Source organism: Streptomyces venezuelae, from assembly GCF_008642355.1.
GTDB lineage: Bacteria > Actinomycetota > Actinomycetes > Streptomycetales > Streptomycetaceae > Streptomyces > Streptomyces venezuelae_B.
On sequence record NZ_CP029193.1, the window covers coordinates 980,400 to 1,000,808 of the forward strand.

The 20,409-nt window shown below is 70.7% G+C and carries 27 protein-coding genes and 1 tRNA gene; 16 read left to right on the plus strand and 12 right to left on the minus strand.

What is annotated here, in order from left to right:
• Positions 1-12 precede the first annotated feature (12 nt).
• From DEJ47_RS04245 to DEJ47_RS04255, 3 genes are all read left to right on the plus strand, one after another.
• The gene (locus DEJ47_RS04245; RefSeq protein ID WP_150165067.1) at positions 13-1,047 is read left to right on the plus strand and encodes a hypothetical protein; all 1,035 of its coding nucleotides are present in this window, start codon (positions 13-15) and stop codon (positions 1,045-1,047) included.
• A gap of 129 nt (positions 1,048-1,176) precedes the next feature.
• Positions 1,177-2,280 (plus strand): hypothetical protein, encoded by a 1,104-nt coding sequence (locus tag DEJ47_RS04250; RefSeq protein ID WP_150165069.1) that lies wholly within the window; start codon positions 1,177-1,179, stop codon positions 2,278-2,280.
• Positions 2,281-2,352: 72 nt separating this feature from the next.
• Entirely contained in the window at positions 2,353-3,699 is a 1,347-nt protein-coding gene (locus DEJ47_RS04255) for an MFS transporter (protein WP_150165071.1), read from the plus strand.
• Here DEJ47_RS04255 and DEJ47_RS04260 read toward each other — a convergent pair.
• From DEJ47_RS04260 to DEJ47_RS04275, 4 genes are all read right to left on the minus strand, one after another.
• Positions 3,661-4,452 (minus strand): spermidine synthase, encoded by a 792-nt coding sequence (locus DEJ47_RS04260; RefSeq protein ID WP_150175430.1) that lies wholly within the window; start codon positions 4,450-4,452, stop codon positions 3,661-3,663. The genes DEJ47_RS04255 and DEJ47_RS04260 overlap by 39 nt on opposite strands.
• A gap of 188 nt (positions 4,453-4,640) precedes the next feature.
• A complete protein-coding gene (tuf, locus tag DEJ47_RS04265; protein ID WP_150165073.1) occupies positions 4,641-5,819 on the minus strand; it encodes an elongation factor Tu in 1,179 nt (392 codons plus the stop codon).
• Positions 5,820-5,944: 125 nt separating this feature from the next.
• Entirely contained in the window at positions 5,945-6,073 is a 129-nt protein-coding gene (locus DEJ47_RS37310) for a hypothetical protein (RefSeq protein WP_263398882.1), read from the minus strand.
• A 90-nt stretch (positions 6,074-6,163) separates the two neighbouring features.
• The gene (locus DEJ47_RS04275) at positions 6,164-7,624 is read right to left on the minus strand and encodes an amidase (RefSeq protein WP_150165078.1); all 1,461 of its coding nucleotides are present in this window, start codon (positions 7,622-7,624) and stop codon (positions 6,164-6,166) included.
• Positions 7,625-7,718: 94 nt separating this feature from the next.
• Here DEJ47_RS04275 and DEJ47_RS04280 point away from each other — a divergent pair, with 94 nt between their 5' ends.
• Entirely contained in the window at positions 7,719-8,324 is a 606-nt protein-coding gene (locus DEJ47_RS04280; RefSeq protein WP_150165080.1) for a TetR/AcrR family transcriptional regulator, read from the plus strand.
• A gap of 7 nt (positions 8,325-8,331) precedes the next feature.
• On the opposite strand, the gene DEJ47_RS04285 is transcribed toward DEJ47_RS04280, so the two are convergent.
• Positions 8,332-9,042, minus strand: a complete 711-nt coding sequence (locus DEJ47_RS04285; protein ID WP_150165082.1) for a DNA alkylation repair protein — start codon at positions 9,040-9,042, stop codon at positions 8,332-8,334.
• A 49-nt stretch (positions 9,043-9,091) separates the two neighbouring features.
• Here DEJ47_RS04285 and DEJ47_RS04290 point away from each other — a divergent pair, with 49 nt between their 5' ends.
• A complete protein-coding gene (locus DEJ47_RS04290; protein WP_150165084.1) occupies positions 9,092-9,796 on the plus strand; it encodes a TVP38/TMEM64 family protein in 705 nt (234 codons plus the stop codon).
• Positions 9,797-9,845: 49 nt separating this feature from the next.
• Here DEJ47_RS04290 and DEJ47_RS04295 read toward each other — a convergent pair whose 3' ends face one another.
• Entirely contained in the window at positions 9,846-11,015 is a 1,170-nt protein-coding gene (locus DEJ47_RS04295; RefSeq protein ID WP_150165086.1) for a thiolase family protein, read from the minus strand.
• Between the two features lie 160 nt (positions 11,016-11,175).
• Between DEJ47_RS04295 and DEJ47_RS04300 the strand changes: the two genes are divergently transcribed.
• The 3 genes from DEJ47_RS04300 to DEJ47_RS04310 all read left to right on the plus strand — a co-directional run bounded on the left by DEJ47_RS04300 (position 11,176) and on the right by DEJ47_RS04310 (position 13,937).
• Positions 11,176-11,664: a winged helix-turn-helix transcriptional regulator gene (locus tag DEJ47_RS04300; protein WP_150165088.1), complete on the plus strand. Its 489-nt coding sequence runs from the start codon at positions 11,176-11,178 to the stop codon at positions 11,662-11,664.
• 183 nt (positions 11,665-11,847) lie between these two features.
• Entirely contained in the window at positions 11,848-12,720 is an 873-nt protein-coding gene (locus tag DEJ47_RS04305; RefSeq protein WP_150165090.1) for an undecaprenyl-diphosphate phosphatase, read from the plus strand.
• A 602-nt stretch (positions 12,721-13,322) separates the two neighbouring features.
• Positions 13,323-13,937: a GntR family transcriptional regulator gene (locus DEJ47_RS04310; protein ID WP_150165092.1), complete on the plus strand. Its 615-nt coding sequence runs from the start codon at positions 13,323-13,325 to the stop codon at positions 13,935-13,937.
• A 352-nt stretch (positions 13,938-14,289) separates the two neighbouring features.
• On the opposite strand, the gene DEJ47_RS04315 is transcribed toward DEJ47_RS04310, so the two are convergent.
• Positions 14,290-14,625 (minus strand): DUF6415 family natural product biosynthesis protein, encoded by a 336-nt coding sequence (locus tag DEJ47_RS04315; protein ID WP_150165094.1) that lies wholly within the window; start codon positions 14,623-14,625, stop codon positions 14,290-14,292.
• On the minus strand, positions 14,622-14,885 hold the full coding sequence (locus DEJ47_RS04320) for a hypothetical protein (protein WP_150165096.1): 264 nt from the start codon (positions 14,883-14,885) through the stop codon (positions 14,622-14,624). The genes DEJ47_RS04315 and DEJ47_RS04320 overlap by 4 nt, the downstream gene beginning before the upstream one ends.
• Before the next feature lie 37 nt (positions 14,886-14,922).
• Here DEJ47_RS04320 and DEJ47_RS04325 point away from each other — a divergent pair, with 37 nt between their 5' ends.
• The 4 genes from DEJ47_RS04325 to DEJ47_RS04340 all read left to right on the plus strand — a co-directional run bounded on the left by DEJ47_RS04325 (position 14,923) and on the right by DEJ47_RS04340 (position 17,288).
• A complete protein-coding gene (locus DEJ47_RS04325; protein ID WP_223828226.1) occupies positions 14,923-15,396 on the plus strand; it encodes a DNA-processing protein DprA in 474 nt (157 codons plus the stop codon).
• Positions 15,397-15,421: 25 nt separating this feature from the next.
• Positions 15,422-16,756 carry a hypothetical protein gene (locus DEJ47_RS04330; RefSeq protein WP_190415258.1) on the plus strand — a complete coding sequence of 445 codons (1,335 nt, stop codon included), beginning with the start codon at positions 15,422-15,424 and terminating at the stop codon, positions 16,754-16,756.
• Between the two features lie 64 nt (positions 16,757-16,820).
• Positions 16,821-17,000 (plus strand): hypothetical protein, encoded by a 180-nt coding sequence (locus DEJ47_RS04335; RefSeq protein WP_150165099.1) that lies wholly within the window; start codon positions 16,821-16,823, stop codon positions 16,998-17,000.
• A gap of 78 nt (positions 17,001-17,078) precedes the next feature.
• Positions 17,079-17,288 carry a hypothetical protein gene (locus DEJ47_RS04340; protein WP_223828227.1) on the plus strand — a complete coding sequence of 70 codons (210 nt, stop codon included), beginning with the start codon at positions 17,079-17,081 and terminating at the stop codon, positions 17,286-17,288.
• 41 nt (positions 17,289-17,329) lie between these two features.
• Here the strand turns inward: DEJ47_RS04340 and DEJ47_RS04345 are convergent, their stop codons facing one another.
• Positions 17,330-17,722, minus strand: a complete 393-nt coding sequence (locus tag DEJ47_RS04345) for a DUF6221 family protein (RefSeq protein WP_150165101.1) — start codon at positions 17,720-17,722, stop codon at positions 17,330-17,332.
• A gap of 122 nt (positions 17,723-17,844) precedes the next feature.
• The gene (locus tag DEJ47_RS36255) at positions 17,845-18,255 is read right to left on the minus strand and encodes a hypothetical protein (RefSeq protein WP_190415260.1); all 411 of its coding nucleotides are present in this window, start codon (positions 18,253-18,255) and stop codon (positions 17,845-17,847) included.
• Positions 18,256-18,268: 13 nt separating this feature from the next.
• Here DEJ47_RS36255 and DEJ47_RS36765 point away from each other — a divergent pair, with 13 nt between their 5' ends.
• Genes DEJ47_RS36765 through DEJ47_RS04370 form a run of 4 tightly spaced genes read left to right on the plus strand, consistent with a single transcriptional unit; the run spans position 18,269 to position 19,675 of the window.
• On the plus strand, positions 18,269-18,361 hold the full coding sequence (locus tag DEJ47_RS36765) for a DUF6233 domain-containing protein (protein ID WP_223828671.1): 93 nt from the start codon (positions 18,269-18,271) through the stop codon (positions 18,359-18,361).
• A complete protein-coding gene (locus DEJ47_RS04360; protein WP_411757262.1) occupies positions 18,358-18,600 on the plus strand; it encodes a hypothetical protein in 243 nt (80 codons plus the stop codon). The genes DEJ47_RS36765 and DEJ47_RS04360 overlap by 4 nt, the downstream gene beginning before the upstream one ends.
• 2 nt (positions 18,601-18,602) lie before the next feature.
• Positions 18,603-19,460 (plus strand): ATP-dependent DNA ligase, encoded by an 858-nt coding sequence (locus DEJ47_RS04365; protein WP_150165106.1) that lies wholly within the window; start codon positions 18,603-18,605, stop codon positions 19,458-19,460.
• A gap of 29 nt (positions 19,461-19,489) precedes the next feature.
• Positions 19,490-19,675: a hypothetical protein gene (locus DEJ47_RS04370; RefSeq protein ID WP_150165108.1), complete on the plus strand. Its 186-nt coding sequence runs from the start codon at positions 19,490-19,492 to the stop codon at positions 19,673-19,675.
• A 53-nt stretch (positions 19,676-19,728) separates the two neighbouring features.
• On the opposite strand, the gene DEJ47_RS04375 is transcribed toward DEJ47_RS04370, so the two are convergent.
• Positions 19,729-20,076 carry a hypothetical protein gene (locus tag DEJ47_RS04375; RefSeq protein ID WP_150165110.1) on the minus strand — a complete coding sequence of 116 codons (348 nt, stop codon included), beginning with the start codon at positions 20,074-20,076 and terminating at the stop codon, positions 19,729-19,731.
• A 215-nt stretch (positions 20,077-20,291) separates the two neighbouring features.
• A tRNA-OTHER gene (locus DEJ47_RS04380) sits at positions 20,292-20,394 on the minus strand.
• Positions 20,395-20,409 lie beyond the last annotated feature (15 nt).

Here is a 20,409-nt window from a genome sequence, read left to right on the forward strand (position 1 = left end):
TCGTGTCCGGCCATGTGGCCAGGACAGCAGCCGCCCGGGGGCGAGCAGAACCCGCAGGACCAGAGCCGGAACCCGTACCAGCAGCCGGGGTACCAGCAGCCGAATCCCTATCAGCAGCCGGGATATCAGGCGCCGAACCCGTACCAGCAGCCCGCCGCCGGGCAGCCGGGGCAGTGGGGCGCTCCGACCGCGCCCACCGGGGTGCCGCAGGTGACCGGCAGCGGCGATGGCGGCGGTGGCGACCGCGGCCAACGCGACAAGGTCAAGGTCATCTCGATCGTGACGGCTGCCGCTGTCGTCGTGGCCGCGGGCGTCACCGGATACCTGGTGCTCGGCGGCGGGGACGACAAGGACACCAAGGCCGACTCCCCCGCGCCCGCCTCCCGGCAGCCGAGCCCTTCGACGGGCGACGGCTCCGACAGCGGGCGCGGCAAGGACGACGGACCGAAGCCGACCATCAAGGGCTGGCGCGTCGTGGTGAACCCGAAGTGGGGCACCGCCTTCGACGTGCCGCCGGAGTGGGAGGTGCAGAACCCGGGCTCGGCGATCGCCTTCGAGGACAACGAGACCGGCAAGCCGCTGATGACCATGTCGGCGCCCGCCTACCTCAAGTCCAAGTGGTGCGTCACCGACGACGACAAGGACGGCAGGACCGAGGACCACGAGCTCGCCGCCGTGGGCACGAAGGGCGCCAACGGCGCGAAGAACACCGACGAGGTCGCGGTCAACCAGGTCGGCTGGTGGGTCTACGCCGGTTACACCCAGCCGGACAAGAAGAGCTTCACGTCCGACGAGAAGGCGCAGCCGTACACCACGAAGTCCGGCATCAAGGGCAGCATCGCCCGCGCCCGGTCGACGGACACCCCGATGAAGGGCAAGTGCGCGACGGACGGCAAGGCGATCACCTTCGGCTTCAAGAACTCGGCGGGTGAGTACGTCGCCTGGAGCCTCTACGGGGCCAAGGGTGTGAAGGACGAGATCCCCGAGGAGACGGTGATGAAGATCCTCAGCACGGTGCGCACCCACGGGGACCCGACGGAATCCTGACGCATTCTCCCCTTGCGCTCCGCTTCCTCCCCGTTCTCCACGGCTTCTCCCCGTGTGGGCCCGGCGGGCGCCCGTCCCGCCGGGGCCGCGCATGGCACCCGGTCCCCCGCACCTCTATGGTTACTGGCCATGTGGCCAGAAAATCAGCCGCCCGGGGGCGAGCAGAACCCGCAGGACCAGAGTCCGAATCCGTACCAGCAGCCGGGGTACCAGCAGCCGAACCCGTATCAGCAGCCGGGATACCAGCAGTCCGCGGGTGGCTACCAGCAGCCGGCGGGGGGCTACCAGCAGCCTGCGGGCGGTCAGCCGCCGCACCCGGGCGCGTACTCGCAGCCCGAGCAGTCGCACTGGGCGGCCCCGACGCCGCCGCCCGTGCCGCCGCAGCAGACCGGCGGCGGACCGGGCGGTGGCGGCGGGAACAAGACGAAGGTCACCGCCATCGTGGCGGCGCTTGCCGTCGTGGTGGCCGCGGGTGTCACCGGTTTCCTGGTCTTCGGCGGCGATGACGACAAGAGCGACGAGGCGGGCCCGGCGGAGCCCTCGAAGTCCGCGAAGAAGGACCCGAGCCCGTCGCCGAGCGACGACGGGAACGTGCGTGACGCCGACGACGAGAAGCCCATGATCGACGGCTGGCAGGTCGTCGTGAACCCCAAGTGGGGCACCGCTTTCGACGTCCCGCCGGACTGGAAGGTCCAGACGCCGGACACCTTCATCGCCTTCGACGACCGCAAGGAGGAGGGCGCGAAGACCATCATCGGCATGTCCGCCCCGGCGATCCTCAAGGACAAGTGGTGCACGTCCGACGACGACAAGGACGGCAGGCCCGACGACACCTCGCTCGCCGCCGTCGGCACCAAGGGCCAGGACGGCGCCAAGAACACCAAGGACATCGCGCGCAACGACTCGGCGTGGTGGGTCTTCGGCGGCTACACCGAGCAGACCAAGGCCGACAAGAAGAAGATCAAGATCGGCGAGATCAAGGACTTCACCACCAAGGCCGGCATCAAGGGCAGCGTCGCCACGTCGACGACGTCCGGCGCCGCCACGTCGGCCAAGTGCGACTCCGAGGGCAAGGCGACCACGTTCGCCTTCAAGAACGGTGCCGGTGAATTCGTCGCCTGGACCCTCTACGGCGCGAAGGGCGTCAAGGAGGAGGTCTCCGACGATCTCGTGCAGCAGATCCTCGGCACGGTGCGGCTGAGCAAGGAGACATCCGAGGAGTCCGGCCGCTGACGCTGCTGTCCCCGGCCGGAGCGGGCAAGAAACGGTTTGGCAAGTCGGCCGTCCGCCGGGGATAGTCCCGGGGTGACGACTCCCGCCCCCGCGCCGCGCCGCAAGCCCTCCTGGGCCGGCCGCAACTACACACTGCTGACCGCCGCCGCGATCGTGACGAACCTCGGAAGCCACGGGGCGTTGATCGCGGCGGCGTTCGCGGTTCTCGACGCGGGCGGCGACGGCGGGGACGTCGGTCTCGTCGCCGCCGCGCGGACGCTGCCGCTGGTGCTGTTCCTGCTCATCGGCGGGGCGATCGCCGACCGGCTGCCGCGCCACCATGTGATGGTCGCCGCCAACGCCCTCAACTGCGTGTCGCAGGCCGCTTTCGCCGTGCTCGTCCTGGCGGGCGAGCCGCAGCTGTGGCAGATGATGCTGCTCGGCGGGCTCGGCGGCGTCGGCCAGGCCTTCTTCGGTCCCGCCGCCGAGGGCATGCTGATGTCATCGGTCAGCGGCGAGCAGGTGGGCCGCGCGTTCGCGCTGTACCGCATGGCGATGCAGGGGGCCGGGCTCGGCGGGGCCGCGCTCGGCGGCCTGATGGTCGCCGCGATCGGACCGGGCTGGGTGCTGGCCGTGGACGCGGCGGCGTTCGCGGTCGCGGGAGCCCTGCGGTCCTTCCTCGACGTGAGTCACATCCCGGAGCGCGCGCCGGGCGAGGGCCTCATCGCCGACCTGCGGGACGGCTGGCGCGAGTTCACGGGGCGGCCCTGGCTGTGGTCGATCGTGGCGCAGTTCTCGGTGGTGGTGGCGGTGGTCGGCGCCGCCGAGTCGGTGTTCGGGCCGCTGGTGGCACGGGACGAACTGGGCGGTGCGGGGCCGTGGGGTCTGGCGCTCGGCGCGTTCGGGGCGGGCACGGTGTGCGGGGCGTTCCTGATGATGCGATGGAAGCCGCGGCGTCTGCTCTTCGCGGGCACCCTCTGCGTCTTCCCGCTGGCCGCTCCTTCGGCGGCGCTCGCCGTGCCGCTGCCGGTCGCCGGTCTCGCGACGGTGATGTTCGTCAGCGGCGTCGCCATCGAGGTGTTCGGCGTCTCGTGGATGACCGCGATGCACCAGGAGATCCCGGAGGAGAAGCTGTCGCGCGTCGCCGCCTACGACTGGTTCGGCTCGATCGCGATGGTTCCCCTGGCCACGGCGCTCGCGGGTCCCGCGGAGTCCGCGTTCGGCAGGACCCCTTCGCTGTGGGGCTGTGCGGCGCTGGTGGTCCTGGTGACGGCGGCCGTCCTGTTCGTACCGGACGTACGCAACCTGACGCGGCGCACGACACACGTGACGTCGGCCGGGACCCCGGCGGACCCTGAACCGGGCCGGAATCCGGACCCGCTCGCCGCCGCGGCGGAGGCATCACCCGATGGAGAAGGCGCCGTCGGGCGGCTCGGGTGAGGGGACCGCTTCCCCGTCCCGCACCGGCCGCGCGTCCCCGATGAAGCGGCGCAGCGCGTCGCCGTGCTCGACCCGGGCGGGGAAGACGTCGGCGGCCGTGCGGCGGGCCAGTGTCGCGACGTCGACGGGGTGGTGCGCGGCGATCAGCACGGCGTTCCCGAAGCGGCGTCCACGCAGCACCGACGGCTCGGCGATCAGCGCGATCTCCTCGAATACCTCGGCGAACGTGGCGAGTTGGGAGCGGAGGAAGGCGAACGGGGCACCGTCGGCGAGGTTCGCGGTGTAGTGCCCGCCCGGCCGCAGCACCCGGTCCGCGGCGCGCGCGTACGTCACCGTGGTGAGGTGTGCGGGCACGCGTGAGCCGCCGAAGACATCGGCTATGACGATGTCGGCGCTGTCGTCCGGCGCCGCGTCGAGCCACTCCCTGGCGTCGGCGCCGTGCACGTCCACCCCGCTCGCCCCGTCCAACGGCAGCCGCTCGGCGACCAGTCGGAGCAGCCCCCGGTCGGCCTCGACCACCTGCTGCCGGGAGCCGGGGCGGGTGGCGGCGAGGTAGCGGGGCAGCGTGAGGGCGCCGCCGCCGAGGTGGGTGACGTCGAGGGGGGCGCCGGGCTCGGCCGCGGTGTCGAGGACGTGGGCGAGGCGGCGCGCGTACTCGAACTCCAGGTGGGTGGGGTCGTCCAGGTCGACGTACGACTGCGGGGCGCCGTCGACCGTGAGCAGCCAGGCGTGCGGCCTGTCGATGTCGGGCATGAGCTTGGCCGTGCCGTGGTCCACCTGCCGGGTCACCGGGACCGCTTCTTCCGCCTCGGCGCCCGTACCCCCGCCCGAAGCGTCCGCCTCGGCCCCGTCCTCGAACTCGTGCTCGTCCACGCGTCCATTGTGCCCGCCCGCCCCGGGAGGCCGAGCCCCCCGGGGCGGGCGTGACGGGCCGCGGCCCGTCAGGCGACGCCGGTCACGGTGCCCGCGCCGACGGTGCGGCCGCCCTCGCGGACGGCGAAGCCGAGGCCGGTCTCCAGCGGTACGTCACGGCCCAGCTCGACCGTCATGGTGACGGTGTCGCCGGGGCGGGCCACGGCGGTCCCGCCGAGGTCGACGTCGCCGACCACGTCCGCGGTCCTGATGTAGAACTGCGGCCGGTACCCGGTGGCGATCGGTGTCGTACGGCCGCCCTCGCGGGCCGACAGGACGTACACCTGCGCGGTGAAGCGCCGCCGTGGGGTGACGCTGCCGGGCGCCGCGACGACATGGCCGCGCCGTACGGCGTCGCGTGGCAGACCGCGCAGCAGCAGGGCCACGTTGTCGCCGGCCTGCGCCTCCTCCATCGGTTTGCCGAAGGTCTCCAGGCCGGTGACCACCGTCTCCGTGTCGGCGCCGAGGACCTCCACGCGGTCCCCGAGGCGGACGGTGCCGCGCTCCACGGCGCCGGTGACGACGGTGCCGCGTCCGGTGATGGTGAGCACGTTCTCGACGGGCAGCAGGAACGGCGCGTCGAGGTACCGCTCGGGCATCGGCACGTAGGTGTCCACGGCGTCGAGGAGCGCCTCGATCGCGGACGTCCACCTCGGGTCGCCCTCCAGGGCCTTCAGCCCCGAGACCCGTACGACGGGGACGGAGTCGCCTCCGTACCCGTGCGCGGAGAGCAGGTCACGGACCTCCAGCTCGACGAGGTCCGTGAGCTCCTCGTCACCCAGGTCGGCCTTGTTCAGCGCGACGACGATGTGGTCGACGCCGACCTGCCGGGCGAGCAGCACGTGCTCGGCGGTCTGCGGCATGATCCCGTCGAGCGCCGACACGACGAGGATCGCCCCGTCGAGCTGGGCGGCACCGGTGACCATGTTCTTCACGTAGTCCGCGTGGCCGGGCATGTCCACGTGCGCGTAGTGGCGGGTGTCCGTCTCGTACTCGACGTGCGCGATGTTGATGGTGATGCCGCGCTGCGCCTCCTCGGGGGCGCGGTCGATGCGGTCGAAGGACACGTACTGGGTGCTGCCTCCGGTGCCGCGCTCGCTGAGGACCTTGGTGATGGCGGCGGTCAGAGTGGTCTTGCCGTGGTCGACGTGGCCCATCGTGCCGATGTTGAGGTGCGGCTTCGTACGGACGTATGCGGTCTTGGACATGGCGGTTCCTTCTCCGGAACTCGAAGCTGTTGTCCCGGCCCGGCGGATGCGCGCGGTCGGGACGGGGACCCCGGGGGCCGGACCGACCCTCCCCCTCGGGGGTCCGCCGGAATGTCCGGGGAGGGTCAGCTTCGGGTGCCGCCGAAGGCGTCGGGTGCGAGGACGGCCGGTGTGGGGACGACCTGCGCGGGGACGGCAGCCTTCGCAGCGCCCGCGACTGCGGGCGTGGCTGCGAGGAAGGCGTACCGGGACATGGCTCTGATCCTCACCGAAGAAAACGCCCACGTCGAACGATTTTCGCGCGAACGGCGCGCGCCCACGGACGAGTTGCCGCCGCCCCGACGTCAGAGCACCCGCGCGCTGCCCGCCCACACCGCAGGCGTACGCCCCGCCCAGGGACTCGCCTGTTCGAGCTGCCCGGCGAGCCGGAAGAGCAGCCCTTCCTCGCCGTACCCCGCGGCGAACTGCATGCCGATCGGCATCCCGGTCTCCGCGTCGGACGTCACCGGCACGGACATGGCGGGCGTGCCCGCGACGTTGAACACGGTGGTGAACGGCGAGCGGTCGTTGAGGCGCTCGATCCAGCCGTACCCGTCCAGGGTCTCCGCTCCCCGCCCGTACTCGCCGAGGAGCGGGGGCGGCTCCGGCACGGTCGGCGTGAGCAGCAGGTCGTACACGCCGAAGTACCGTGCCAGAGCGCGGGCGACGCGGTTGCGGACGGAGAGGGCGGCGACGAGCTGAGGGCCGGTGACCCGCTGCCCGTACCGGTGTCCGGCCAGGGTCACCGGTTCGAGGGTGGTGGAGTCGAGGGGCCTGCCGGACGCGGCGGCGAGCGCATCGAGGGAGGCGGCGAGGTTCGCCGTCATGATGCGGGCGTCGGCGAGCACGAACTCGTCCCAGTCGGCGCCGAGGTCGACCCGCACCTCGGCGACCCGGTGGCCGAGCGATTCGAGGAGCCGCACGGTCCGGGAGACCGCGTCGGCCACGGGCCCGGTGGTGCGGCGCCCGCCCCATGCCTGGGCGAGGACGCCGATGCGCAGCGGTCGGCTCGGGGGACGGCTGACTTCCTGCGCGTACGGCCTGGGCGGCTCAGGTGCGGAGTACGGGTCGCCCGGTTCCGGCCCGCGCATCCGGTCGAGCAGGACCGCGCTGTCGCGCACGGTGCGGCTGACGGTGCCCTGGACGCCGAGACCGTTGAAGATCTCGTCGAAGTCGGGACCCACGGAGACGCGGCCGCGGGTGGGCTTCAGCCCGAAGAGGCCGTTGTGGGCGGCGGGTATGCGGAGGGAGCCCGCGGCGTCCGTGGCGTGCGCGACGGGGACGATCCCGGCGGCGACGGCCGCACCGGCGCCGCCACTGGAGCCACCCGCACTCCTCCGCGGGTCCCACGGGTTGCGGGTCGGACCGTGCAACGCCGGCTCCGTGGTGATGCTGTAGGCCATCTCCGGTGTCGTGGTACGCCCGAACGTCACCAGTCCGGCTCGTCGCAGACGCACCATCAGCGAGGAGTCGGCGCTCGCGACGTGCCCGGCCGCGAGCCGGCTGCCCAGCTCCGTCCGCCGGCCGGCCATGGCGACCCCGAGGTCCTTGATCAGGAAGGGGACGCCGGCCAGCGGCGCGCCGCCGGGGGCCGGGGCGGGCTCGTCGTCGGTGGCCCATGTCTCGACGACGGCGTTGATCTCCGGGTTCACGGCCCGCACCGCTTCGCGGGCCGCGGCCATCAGTTCGCCGGGCGTCACCTCGCCCGCCGCCACCAGCTCCGCGAGCCCGACCGCGTCGTGGTTCACGTACTCCGAAACTCTCACTGCTGCCTCCTGCGTACCGAACGACCAGGGATACCGATGGGTACCACTCGATACCGTTCGGTATCGAGTGGGACGGACTGGTACCGTAACAGCCATGACGGCGACCACCAGCAGGCCGGGCAGAGTGGCCAAACTCCCGCCCCGCGAGCGCATCCTCGACGCGGCGGAGGAGCTCTTCCAGAGCGAGGGCATCCGGCGGGTGGGCGTCCAGGCGATCGCCGACCGGGCCGAGACGACGAAGGCGGCGATCTACCGGCACTTCGAGACGAAGGACGCACTGGTCGCGGAGTGGCTGCGGATCGTCGCCGCGGACTACCAGGCCGCGTTCGACCGCGTCGAGGCCGCGCACCCCGGCGACCCCAGGGAGCAGATCCTGGGTCTGGCCCGCTTCATCGCCGAGGGGCTGCCCACGCTCTCCTACCGGGGCTGTCCGTTCATCAACTCCCTCGCCGAACTCCCCGACCGATCACACCCGGCGCGGCAGGTCATCGAGGAGCACAAGGCCCGCCAGACCCGGCGGCTGGTCGCCATGTGCGAGGAAGCCGCTCTGCCCGACCCCGCGCAGACCGCGGCCGAGATCACGTTCCTGCTGGAGGGTGCGCAGGTCAGCACGCAGAACGGCAGCATCGACCGGGCCGGGGACCGTCTGACGGGCATCGTGGAAGCGCTCCTGGACCGATGCCGGGCGGCGGGGCCCTGAGGGGCCGTCAGAGGTTCTTCAGCGCTTCCCGCACCGAGAGCGGCGACAGCCGGTCCCGTTCTCGCTCCACGAAGGCGCGTACGGCCTCCGGGTCGGTCTTCGCGTACTCCCGCAGACACCAGCCGATGGCCTTCCTGATGAAGAAGTCGGGATGCCCCGACTGGCGTACGCAGTACGCGAAGAGCCGTTCCGTGTCGGTGTCCGCTCTGTGACGGAGCTGATGGAGGAGGGCCGTCCGGGCCACCCAGAGGTCGTCGTCCTCGATCCAGGCGTCCATGACGGTCCGCAGCTCCGGGTCCGCCGCGACCAGACCGCCGACCACGTGCGCGGCGAGCGCGTCGACCGTGCCCCACCAGGAGCGCGTCGTCACGAGATGCCGGACGACGGGCAGGAAACCGGACGAGCAGCGCTTCACATGACGGCGCAGACAGTCGACGGCGAAGTAGGCGTACTCCCGTTCGGGCAGTTCCCAGCAGCGCAGCGCGATCGCCGCACAGTCTTTTTCGTCGGGGCGCGGAGTGCCGGCGAGGACCGCGCGGGACAGGTCGCGGCGCACCGGCGAGGTCAGTCCGAGGAAGGGGGCGATGTCCTTCATGTACGCCCTCATCTGCGCGGACCGTTCCGGATCCGCCGCCTCCGCATAGGTCGCGACGAGCGGTTCGAGCACCGTGTCGGCGAGCTCGCTTCTCGGCACGGCGGTCGGGACTGTGACGCTCATGAGACGCACCATACGGCGATCAGTCACATGAGCCGGTTACTCTTCCCGGATGTTCGAGACCGCAACCGCCCGCCCGCAGGGCCTCGCCGTGCGCTGTGCCAGGGCTCTGCTCTCGCCGTGGTCGCGGCTGTCGCTGCTCGTCGTGCTGCTGGCCGCGGCGGCGACGTGCGTCCTGCTCTTCGAGCCGCAACGCGTCCTCTCCGACGGTTGGCCCGCGCAGTTGGGCGGCGCCACGGCGGTGGCGCTGTTCGCGGTGGCGTACGGGGCGTGCACCGCCGCGTTCGTGCCGCGGCCGCTGCTCAATCTGGCGGCGGGCGCGCTCTTCGGCTCGCAGGCGGGCCTCGCCGCGGCGATCGCCGGCACGGTGTTCGGTGCCGGGATCGCCTTCGGTCTCGGCCGGATGCTGGGCCAGGACGCGCTGCGGCCGTTGCTCCGGGGGCGCTGGCTGAAGGCCGCGGACGGCCAGCTCAGCCGGCACGGATTCCGCTCGATGCTGGCGGTCCGGCTGTTCCCCGGCGTGCCGTTCGCCGCGGCCAACTACTGCGCCGCCGTGTCGCGCATGGGCTGGCTGCCGTTCCTGCTCGCGACGGGCCTCGGCTCGATCCCGAACACGGCGGCGTACGTGATCGCGGGGGCCCGCGCGTCGACGCCGACGTCGCCCGTCTTCCTGATCGCGATGGGGTTCATCGCGGTGACGGGTCTGGGCGGGGCGACAGTGGCCTGGTTCAAGCGCCACCACTTCCGCGACCGCTGACCGGCCGCCCCCTCGGCCGACTGCCGCCGCATCGCTTCCAGGCTCGTGGCTACAGCGCTTCCAGGACGGTCGCGTTGGCGAGTCCCCCGGCCTCGCACATCGTCTGGAGGGCGTAGCGCGCGCCGCGAGCGCGCATCGCGTGGACGAGGGTGGTCATCAGCCGGGCGCCGCTGGCGCCGAGCGGGTGTCCGAGGGCGAGGGCGCCGCCGTGCACGTTGACCTTCTCCGGGTCGGCGCCGGTCTCCTGCAGCCAGGCGAGCACGACGGCCGCGAAGGCCTCGTTGACCTCGAAGAGGTCGATGTCGTCGAGGGTGAGTGACGCCTTGCGCAGCACCTTCTCCGTCGCTGGCATGATGCCGGTGAGCATGAGGAGCGGGTCGGATCCGGTGACGGCGAAGCTGTGCAGCCTGGCGAGCGGGCGCAGCCCGAGACGCGCGGCGTTCTCGCCGGTGGTGATGAGGAGGGCGGCCGCTCCGTCGTTGACGGGGCTCGCGTTGCCGGCCGTGACGGACCAGTCGATCTGCGGGAAGCGCTCGCCGAAGTGCGGGTCGTAGTAGGCGGGCTTGAGCCCCGCGAGGACGTCGGGGGTGGTGGTCGGCCGTACGGACTCGTCGCGCCGGAGCCCGGCTATGGGCGCGGTCTCGGCGTCGAACAGGCCGGCGTCCCAGGCGCGGGCGGCACGCTGGTGCGAGGTCGTCGCGAACGCGTCCATCCGGTCGCGTCCGATGGACCACTTGGCGGCGATGAGTTCGGCGCTGATGCCCTGCGGGACGAGCCCTTCCGGATACCGCTCGGCAACGCCCGGTCCGAACGGATCCGCCCCTTCGGGCACGTTCGACCACATCGGTACGCGGCTCATCGACTCCACACCGCAGGCGACCGCCATGTCGTACGCACCCGATATGACGCCCTGCGCGGCGAAGTGCACGGCCTGCTGGGAGGAGCCGCACTGCCGGTCGACGGTGGTCGCGGGCACGGACTCGGGGAGGCCGGCCGAGAGCACGGCGTAGCGGGTGGTGTTCATGGCCTGCTCGGCGACCTGGTCGACGGTGCCGCCGATCACGTCGTCGATCAGCGCGGGGTCGATCCCGGTGCGCTCGACGAGCGTGCGCAGGGTGTGGGCGAGGAGTTCGACGGGGTGAACGTCGGCGAGGGCGCCCTGCGGCTTGCCCTTGCCGACGGGGGTGCGTACGGCTTCGACGATGACGGCATCACGCATGGTGCGGGCCTCTTTCGAACACCAGGGAACGACCGGGGAACGCCCGGAAGACGACGGGACGAACGTCGACGGCCGCCCAGCGAGTAGGAATTTCCAACTCACTCTAGCCAGGTGAGTTGGAAATTCAAACCCTCACCTGGATCCGCCCTAGACTGCCCGCATGAAGGATCCACGCCCCTGCTCGATCGCCGACGCCCTCGCGCTGGTCGGCGAGAAGTACTCCCTGCTCGTCCTGCGGGAGGTGTGTCTGGGCAATGAACGCTTCGACCAGCTGGTACGCAACATCGGGGCGCCCCGCGACGTCCTCGCGACACGTCTGCGCCGCCTGGTGGAGGCGGGCATCCTGGAGAAGGAGGCGTACAGCGAGCGCCCTCGGCGTTTCCGCTACCGCCCGACCCGAGCCGGTCTCGAACTGGAGCCCGTGCTCATGACATTGATGGCGTGGGGCGACCGCCACCTGCGGGGAGACACGGACCGCCCGATGGTCCTCGAACACGTCTGCGGCCACGAGCTGGTCCCGGTGGTCACCTGTTCGGCCTGCGGCGACGCGGTCCGGCACGACGATCTCACCGCGCACCCGCAGGCGCCGGGATGGACGACGTCGGGCCCGGCGCCACAGCCGCCGGTCGGCCCTGCCGCCGTCCCGTAACCCTGGCCCGCTACGCTGCCCCCACGACGGGGGGCGTGATCGCCCTGCGCTCCGGTGTTCCGGCGCCCCGCGACCTCTCCCACCCACCCACCTCCGCATTGCCGCAGTGGCCACGCCCTTGAACGACGACCGCTACGACCGCATCCGCGGCCCGATGATCAGTACTTGGACGGCGCAGTTTTCATGTCTTGGCTTGAATCCTTCATCCTCGGGCTCGTCCAGGGGCTGACCGAGTTCCTCCCGATCTCCTCCAGCGCGCATCTGCGCCTGACCGCGGCGTTCGCGGGCTGGCACGATCCAGGGGCCGCGTTCACCGCGATCACCCAGATCGGCACGGAGGCCGCGGTGCTGATCTACTTCCGCAAGGACATCGCGCGCATCGTGTCGGCGTGGTTCGGCTCACTCTTCGGGAAGGTGCCGCGCTCCGACCACGACGCGAAGATGGGCTGGCTGGTCATCGTCGGCTCGATCCCGATCGGTGTCCTCGGCGTGACGTTCAAGGACCAGATCGAGGGCCCGTTCCGCGATCTGCGCCTCATCGCCACGACGCTGATCGTGATGGGCATCGTCCTCGGCGTCGCCGACCGCCTGGCGGCCCGCGACGAGACGGGCGGCAAACACCGGGCGGTCCGGGAGCGCAAGGGCCTGAAGGAACTCGGCGTCAGGGACGGCCTGATCTACGGCCTCTGCCAGGCGATGGCCCTGATCCCCGGCGTCTCACGCTCGGGCGCGACGATCAGCGGCGGCCTCCTCATGGGCTACACCCGCGAGGCCGCGGCGCGCTACTCCTTCCTCCTCGCCATCCCCGCGGTCCTGGCCTCCGGCGTCTTCGAGCTGAAGGACGCGGGCGAGGGCCACGTCTCCTGGGGCCCGACGATCTTCGCCACGATCATCGCGTTCGTGGTGGGCTACGCGGTGATCGCCTGGTTCATGAAGTTCATCACCACGAAGAGCTTCATGCCGTTCGTCTACTACCGCGTCCTGCTGGGCATCGTGCTGATCGTGCTGGTCGGCACGGGTGCGTTGAGTCCCCACGCGGGCGAATCGGCAGGCTGAGCCGTGCATATCCCCAGGTCGAGAGGCTGGGGGCGAGACGTCGATTCCTGTTAATTCTTCGTAGAGACTTGCAGATTCTCGTAGTTCGATGCAGCAATCTGCGCGGGAGTTCTCCCAGAATTCTCCCAGTGGATCTCTCGAACAGCGCAGCGCCGCCCCCCGGCCCGCCCACTTGGGAGGTGGACTGGCAAGCCGGAGGGCGGCATTGTGGCCGACAGCAAGCGTCGACCGTCCCCACCCGTCCGCCCCGTGGTGACCTAGCGGGCGGGTGGCGTGCAGCCGCGGCGCCTTGGACGCGCGCGGCCAGTGCCTGCAGAGTTCTACTCCCGGACCCCCGCTCCCTTCCCTTTGACTCGGCGGCGAGCCTGACTCTCGCCTGTCGTGCATGACCCGCTGTACGCCTGCAATAGGGGTGCGCAGGCGTCGAGAGGGCCACATCGGCATACAGGAGACCTGACTCCGTTACACCGAAACCTTTGTGCACCCAACGCGGTGGCGCGGCACCTGCGCCTCAGAGGCTTGGATATATCCAGCCATGGCCCGGCTTCATAACTTCGGACCTCACGTCATGATCACCATGATCGACGCAAGAGGACCGCCGGATGCCAGACGCGCTTCACCGCCGCATCGCTGACGACATCCGCCGCCGCATCACCGCCGGCGAGTGGCGCCCCGGCCAGGCGCTTCCCTCGCGCGCAGACCTTGCAGCCGCCTATCACGTCCATGAGCAGACGATGCGCCTGGCCTACGTTCTCCTCCGAAGGACGGGAATCCTCGAGGGGGAGGAGCGGAAACGCGTCGTTGTCGCGCATCCTCCTGCTGTGCGCACTCTCACCGATGCCGACGCTGCGTGGCCCTACTCCTGCGAGGTCACCGACGCCCGTCCGGTTCCCGCGACCGAAGAGCTGGCCAAACGTCTCGGGGTCGCGGTGGGGTCGCTGCTGCGGCACGAGACGGTGGAGTGCATGGATCCGGGCGGCCGGTCGGCGATGCTGGCCAGCGCCTGGTGGCGCGGCAGCCGCAAGGCCCACGTGTCCTATACGGCCGAGATCGACACGGTGCCGCTGGGTGTTGACCAGGCTCACGCTCTGGGTCTGCTTGTCGACACTCTGGCGTTTCGTGTGGTGCGGACTCGGCTCGATTGGCATGGCACCCCCGTAGAGACGGCCGATCTGCTCCTGCCGATGGACAGGTGGCGGATTCGGCTGCATGGCTGACCGCTCGTCACGCGGGGTCCGGGCGCGACGGGTGGGGCTCGGGCTGGTAATTGGCAATTCAAATGCATATATCTGCGGAGCGGAAGACCCCGTGTTTGCTTGATGCAAGCGTTCGCTTCACACCCCGTGTGATCTGATCACCCGCCGTGTAACCGCTGGCCAGAGCCACGAACGGTGCGTGTACGGAACATCACCGTCACGCTACGACGTTTGCGACTCGCCCGCCCTCTGCTTCCACTGTCCGCCGCCGTAGTAGTTGTGGTGATCTCCGCTGTGCCCTGTCGAGCGGCAGCATCGGGTCTCAGTGCCGGGCTTGCGGATCCAGCACAGGCCGGGAATGGTGACGCGCTCCTCAGTCACGGCCATTCCCCTCCTCGGCGTAGGTGACCAGATCCCTGAGCTGGCGGCCGAGCTCGGCGACAAGCAGCGCTGCCGGGAGCGGGGCATCGCGGTCCAGACGCTCGTCGAGTGCGTCGCGGGTGGCGTCGAGTGCACGCTGACGGGAGTACCGGCCGGGGTTGTCGACCGGCAGTTCTTCCGCCTGCTTCTCCACGATCGGGAAGAGGCGCTTGAGTTCCGCCCTCAGCTGTGTGTCGAGTGTGCTGAGCTGGTCGGGCGGCGGCAGGGTCCGGCAGGCGCCTGCGGCCAGCTCGATGAGTTCCTGGGGGGTGTATGTTGCGGCGTTCACGAGCTGGGCTCCGTCCGCGGTGTGTCGCCGGCGGCGAGGATGTGGGCGATGCGGTCGGCGCAGGCCTGCTCGTCTCCGCGCTCGCCGACCTCGTAGTCGAATCCGGTGATGTACCGGCCGTCGGTGAGCCGGATCTCTTCAGCGAGCTGGGGGTGAAGAGGGTTCGCTACGGCGAGAATCAGCTCGGGGTCGCGGGCGGCTACGCGAAGTCCGCGGCCTTCGAGGTAGGCGCCTAGTCGGTGCAGGTCGTCGGTGTCCACGCATTGACGATCTCAATCCCGCTGGTGGGGGCGGGATATGACAACCTATGACACGGAGTGGATCATGCGGACGGTCGCCATCACGGGCACGCGCAGCACCGGGCATCGCAGTCTCGACGAGTACGCGGACCTGTTCGCCGACTACCTGGGCCCGTTCGCCGACAGCCACTTCTACATCGGCGGGGCGAAGGGTATCGACAGCATGTCCCTGCTCTGGCTCGCCGGGAACACGCCCGCGCAGATCACCGTCGTCGTACCCGGCACGGTCGACCAGCAGCCCGCCGAAGCGCGACAGGCCATCGCCCGTACCCGGGACCGCATCACGGAGATCGTCGAGCTGAAGGCGCCGGAGCTGCGCTCGCCCGCTTACCACGCACGGAACCGGTGGATGGTCGACCGCAGCCGGATGGTCATCGGCTTCCCCCACAGCAGCGAGCCGTCCTCGGGGACGTGGCAGACCCTCACCTACGCCTCCGATCTGGGTAAACCGCGCCTGATCGTGCCCGTGTAGACAACATCTGCGCCACCATGGCCGGATGGACGACAGAGCGGCAGGAGCTGCGATCCTGAAGCGGCTACGGAACCGCCGCGGTCTGTCCCTCTCCGACGTGGCCCGCGCCCTCGCCGAGTACGCCGCCGAGCTCCACCAACCTCACCTCCCCGCGGTCGCATCCGTGCAGCGGTCCGTGGCCCGCTGGGAGGCGGCCCGCCCGACGATGCCGGACGAGCGCTACCAGCTGCTCCTCGCCCACCTCTACGCCCGCACCCCCGCCGGCGAGCTGTCCCTGGGTGCAGGCTCGGACTTCGCGGAACTCCTCGAGGCGCTACGCCTGCTCGGGGAGAGCGAGCGGCGCCTCGTCGAGCTGCGGTCGGTGCTGGTGCGTGCGGTGACCGACCAAGGCGGCGGCATGCTGGCCTTCCTTGCACCCGGCGTACAGGTCGGGCTGACCGCGGCACTCGCCGACCCCACGCGGGCCGACGAGGACATCGTGGCCGGGCTGGCATCGGTGGTATCCGACGTGAATGCCGAGGTCGGCACGTTGCCGTTCGTGCGGCTGCAGCTGATGCTCGCCCCTGCGGTGGAGGCCTGCCGTCGCCTGCTCGCAGGCCCGGTACCCGAGCCTCTCCTGCCGGGCCTGCGGGACACGGCGGTCGCAGCGTCGGCGCTTGCGGGTCGGCTGGCGTTTGAGACGCGCGACGATGCTGCCTCGCGGGCGCTGTACGCGGAGGCGAGCCGCGAAGCCGGTCGACTGGAGCTGCCGTGGCGGCGGGCTGGTGTCCATATGAGCCACGCCTTGGTCACCCTGTACTCCACGCAGGGCATCGAGCCGGCGCGACTGCTGGTGGACGAGGCGGTACGCGCCGCCCGCTCGGGTGCCAGCACGCTGGTGCGGGCGCGCGCCCACGCACTGCAGGCGGAGATCGCGGCGCGGGCCGGACAGCAGCGGCAGGCCCAGGCGGCTTTGGGGCTGGCCTGGTACGACCTGGAGGCTGCACAGGACGGGGATCCGGCTCCGACCAGCTTCTCGCCCGGTCACCTACGCGGCTTCGAGGGCGTGTGCGAGCTGTACGTGGGGGATCCCGCGGCGGCGCATGATCGGTTCGCGGCGTCGGCGGAGGCGTTGTCGGCGCCGCGGGAGCAGGTGCAGCGGGCGATCGTCACGACGGATCAGGCGCTGGCGCGGATCCGGCTCGGGGAGCCTCGGGAGGCTGCCGAGCTGCTGCACGAGTGTGTGGCTGCGGCGTCTGCGACGGGCGGGCGGGTGCCTGCGATTCGGTTGCGGCGGGCCCGCCGGGAGTTGCGGCCGTGGCGGCGGGAGGACTTCGTCGCCGACCTCGACGATCACCTGATGGACGTCCTCGGCACGTGATCGTCATATTCCGGTCACGCCCAGGTTCTGGGCGATGTCAGACCCGGCACCTATGATGACCGACATGATCCCCACTCCCCCTGGCCCTGGTCCGGTGCGGCCTGCTGAGGTCGTGAACCGGGAGATCCGTGAGCTGTGGCCGCACCCGGCGGTGCGCCTGTCGTCGGAGCAGCGCGCCCGTTATGAGCTACTGGTGGTGGAGTGGGCGGCGGCGACACGGAGCGAGGTCGTCAAGGCGGCGTAGCTTCTTCCTGCTGTCAGGAAAAAGCCTGGTCAGCAAGCCTTACCAGATGGAGAAGGTGGGGCCGCGTAAGATCCCGCCGTGGCTATCGAACTCCCCGATGATCTGATTGCGCTGGAACGTTCCGCCTGGGAGGAGATCCAGGCTGGTGCGCTGACTGTGGACACCGCGCTGGCAGTGCAGGAGCGGATCACGGCGTTCGCCGCCGAGTCCGGGGAGTCGCGGCTCGCCGTCGAGACCGAGCTGAAGAAGCTCGTGCGGCACCCAGAGCCGGACGGCGACGCGGCTTGATCACTTTATGGGAGCCCATCAAGTGATGCCCTGACCTGCGGCTACGGCCGCCAATCCTCGCGGTATCCGGGCCGGTCTGCGTAGGGCAGGGCGAGCGCTCGAAGGATTGGGTTCATCGCGTCCAGGAGCAGGCCGAGATCCAGGCCGGGCTGAGGGTACTTCGGCGGATCGGCCGCCTCCCGCGCCGCCCTCTCATTCCAGTAGGCACACTGCTCGATGATGCGCCGCTTGGCGTCGATCTCGCGCAGCACCCGCGCCGGATCGTGGCGCTCGGCGTGCTTCAGCTCGGCGGGGCGCAGCAGGCCCGCATCCCCTAGCTCCTCGTCGTCGAGCGGGCGCGCAAGCCTCCACTCAGGGCTCCGCGTCGCTGCCGCCCGCGCGTCGGCTTCGTCCTCGTCGAGCTGCTCGCCGAGCCACAACACCAGGTCGTCCACGGGCCCTCCAGAATCCGAGCACCCCACCTCCTGCATCACGGGAGGTGGGGCGGCAGCGCTGCAGCCACAGCGCGGATGTGATGCCGTCCAGCGTAGCGGCGAGGCGTGACAACGCGGCCGGGTCAGCTCTCGGCCTGCGGCGGGAATCCTCGCAGCGTCCACCACAGGGCGCGGGACAGGAAGTAGACGACGGCGCCCACGCAGATCGCGACCGGCGCCAGGAGCACTTCACGCAGCGGACCCCAGAACATCGTCACGCCAATGACCACGAACGCGATCCCCACCGCCGAAGCGAGCAGAGACAGGCCCAGCATCAGGCGGTCGGCGGGCGGAATCCGGCTCTCAGCCATGGGGGCAGGATGGCAGACCTGCCCGACACCCGTAGACTCGAACACATGTCCGACCCACCTGCGCCGTCCCGCCTGGAGAAACTCCGCATCGTCGAAGGCTTCCTCCGCCACCAGCTCGCCCAGGTCGAGAAATGGATCGCCGAAGAACAGCGGCGGCAGGCCGAACGAAAGCGCGGCGAACAAACGCGTCCGCGGCATTCCACGCGACCAAGCCGTCCGAGCCCTCGCCGAAGGCGTCGGAGCCTGCAGCCACTGTCGCCCAGACACCGCACTCGGCGTGCTCGAATGACCAGCACACCCCAGGCTGAAGGCATGGTCTCCGATCATCCCGTGGTCGTGTACGAGCCCGACGAGGACGGCGCCCGCCGCGTCCGCATCGACGGCCGAATCTCCGGCCGCGCCTACTCGGTGCGCGATGTCGCCGCGTTCATGCAGGAAGCCGGGCTGCAGGACTACGACGAGATGGACGTGGTCCGATCCGCATTGATCGAGTGGCGCGGTGGCGGCCCCGACGTGTGGGCACACTGACCGTGGAATACCCCGTCCAGGTCGCGCTCGCTGGTGCCGTGACGACGCTGCCCACCGGGCCCGGCTGGTGGTACGAGCCGAAGCTCGACGGCGACCGGGCAGTGGTGTGGCGGCGTGACACCGTGCGAGTGCAGACCCGCTCCGGACGGGACGCCACCCCCGCGTGGATCGACATCGCCACCGCGGCCATGGACCTGCCGCCCGACACCGTCCTCGACGGCGAAGCAGTGATCTGGCGAGACGGCCGCACGGATTTCGGGGCCGTCCGCTCCCGCACCTCAGCCCGCGGCCGGCGCCTCGCCGACCTCATCCACCGCTACCCCGCCTCCTACGTCGCCTTCGACTGCCTCATGCTCGACGGCCGGGACCTGCGCGGACGGCCCTACCTGGAACGGCGCCAGGCTCTGCTCGACGTCCTGGAGCCCCTCGGGCCCCCACTGCAAGCCGTGCCCGCCACCGACGACCTCGAGGTGGCTCGCGTCTGGTTCGAGGTGCTGCCCGAGCAAGGCATCGAGGGGATCGTCGCCAAGCGGGCCACCGGCGTCTACCGGCCGGACAGATCATGGCGGAAGGTACGGACAGCGGAGACCGTGGACGTCGCCATCGTCGGCTACACCGGACCCCCGGCCCGGCCGCGGCACATCGTCGTGCGGCTCCCGGACGGGCGTCGCGTCCGGTCGCAGACGCTGACCGCGCCCCTAGCCTCTGACATCGGCCGCTACCTCACCGCCGCCAGCCCCGGGGAGCACGCGCACACCACGGACGGCGAGCCGTACACCACCACCGACGCCGCGGTCGTTGTGGAGGCCGCGGCGGGCACCACCCGGCACGCCGTGGTCACCATCACCCGGATCCGCTGATTGTCAGTGCCACCAGCGATGATGCGTCCATGGCGATCACGATGAAGAACTACGGCCTCACCTGGACCGATCCGGACGGCGTACCGCGCGCGACCGTGTGCAGCTACGACAAGGGCAGCGCAGAAGACCGGAAGAAGAAGCTCGAAGCGGCGAAGTGCAAGAACGTGCGCATCAGCGAGACCAAGCCTGGCGAACTGCTTCAGCCGCAGGCCTGACCCGCGAACGCCCGCCCCCTCATCGCAGCAAGGGAGCGGGCGCGCTCGCGTCCCTAGTAGAGGTCCGGAGTTCCGGGGACCGCGTAGTGGCCGTGCTGGTTGCGGCGTACACCGGATGAGATGTAGCCGCTCTTCTCGCCGCGTGAGGTGTAGATGTTCACGCCGCACGCCTCAGCGAACTCGAAGAGATCGAGGCTGGGGTCCTGGTAGCCGAGCACCTGCGCGGTCACCCACATCACGTTCATACGGACGGTGTCGGCCTCTTGCTGGGTGAGCAGCTTGGTTCCCCGGTTATCCACGAAGCGGTCGTGTCCGGCGCGGTCTGCCCGATACGGCGCGTCCGACCAGTCGTGGTTGTTGATCTCGGCGGCGAATTGGCGCGCCAATGCAGTCAAGGCCATGGTGTCCTCCGACAGGACTAGTTCAGCTGCCCCCCGACGGGGCGGCCACCATCGAGAGTACGCCCAGAGCACATGCGCCCGCCCCCGAGTTGGGGGCGGGCGTAAGGCTGGACGTCTCCGGGGGCCTCTACCCCGCCTCGCTGGTAGGCCCCTGTTAGGGCCGTCGATAGCGGGAGGGACTGCGGTTGCCCGCGCCCGGCTGATCCCGGCAGACGCGTCACGGGGCCGGACTCGAACCGGCGGCCTCGGATCTCAGGGGGCTTGCCGTCGCGATCGGCGCTACCCCACACCGTGCTCTATCCGCTGAGCTACCCGCACGGCCAGTCTGGCACG

What these genes read in the sequence shown, in the direction of transcription:
- DEJ47_RS04245 (WP_150165067.1), top strand. Translation starts at nt 13, where the DNA reads ATGTGGCCAGGACAGCAGCCGCCCGGGGGCGAGCAGAACCCGCAGGAC.
- DEJ47_RS04250 (WP_150165069.1), top strand. Translation starts at nt 1,177, where the DNA reads ATGTGGCCAGAAAATCAGCCGCCCGGGGGCGAGCAGAACCCGCAGGAC.
- DEJ47_RS04260 (WP_150175430.1), bottom strand. Translation starts at nt 4,452, where the DNA reads ATGCCCGACATCGACAGGCCGCACGCCTGGCTGCTCACGGTCGACGGC.
- tuf (WP_150165073.1), bottom strand. Translation starts at nt 5,819, where the DNA reads ATGTCCAAGACCGCATACGTCCGTACGAAGCCGCACCTCAACATCGGC.
- DEJ47_RS37310 (WP_263398882.1), bottom strand. Translation starts at nt 6,073, where the DNA reads ATGTCCCGGTACGCCTTCCTCGCAGCCACGCCCGCAGTCGCGGGCGCT.
- DEJ47_RS04280 (WP_150165080.1), top strand. Translation starts at nt 7,719, where the DNA reads ATGACGGCGACCACCAGCAGGCCGGGCAGAGTGGCCAAACTCCCGCCC.
- DEJ47_RS04285 (WP_150165082.1), bottom strand. Translation starts at nt 9,042, where the DNA reads ATGAGCGTCACAGTCCCGACCGCCGTGCCGAGAAGCGAGCTCGCCGAC.
- DEJ47_RS04290 (WP_150165084.1), top strand. Translation starts at nt 9,092, where the DNA reads ATGTTCGAGACCGCAACCGCCCGCCCGCAGGGCCTCGCCGTGCGCTGT.
- DEJ47_RS04295 (WP_150165086.1), bottom strand. Translation starts at nt 11,015, where the DNA reads ATGCGTGATGCCGTCATCGTCGAAGCCGTACGCACCCCCGTCGGCAAG.
- DEJ47_RS04300 (WP_150165088.1), top strand. Translation starts at nt 11,176, where the DNA reads ATGAAGGATCCACGCCCCTGCTCGATCGCCGACGCCCTCGCGCTGGTC.
- DEJ47_RS04305 (WP_150165090.1), top strand. Translation starts at nt 11,848, where the DNA reads ATGTCTTGGCTTGAATCCTTCATCCTCGGGCTCGTCCAGGGGCTGACC.
- DEJ47_RS04310 (WP_150165092.1), top strand. Translation starts at nt 13,323, where the DNA reads ATGCCAGACGCGCTTCACCGCCGCATCGCTGACGACATCCGCCGCCGC.
- DEJ47_RS04325 (WP_223828226.1), top strand. Translation starts at nt 14,923, where the DNA reads ATGACAACCTATGACACGGAGTGGATCATGCGGACGGTCGCCATCACG.
- DEJ47_RS04330 (WP_190415258.1), top strand. Translation starts at nt 15,422, where the DNA reads ATGGACGACAGAGCGGCAGGAGCTGCGATCCTGAAGCGGCTACGGAAC.
- DEJ47_RS04335 (WP_150165099.1), top strand. Translation starts at nt 16,821, where the DNA reads ATGATCCCCACTCCCCCTGGCCCTGGTCCGGTGCGGCCTGCTGAGGTC.
- DEJ47_RS04360 (WP_411757262.1), top strand. Translation starts at nt 18,358, where the DNA reads ATGACCAGCACACCCCAGGCTGAAGGCATGGTCTCCGATCATCCCGTG.
- DEJ47_RS04370 (WP_150165108.1), top strand. Translation starts at nt 19,490, where the DNA reads ATGGCGATCACGATGAAGAACTACGGCCTCACCTGGACCGATCCGGAC.
- DEJ47_RS04375 (WP_150165110.1), bottom strand. Translation starts at nt 20,076, where the DNA reads ATGGCCTTGACTGCATTGGCGCGCCAATTCGCCGCCGAGATCAACAAC.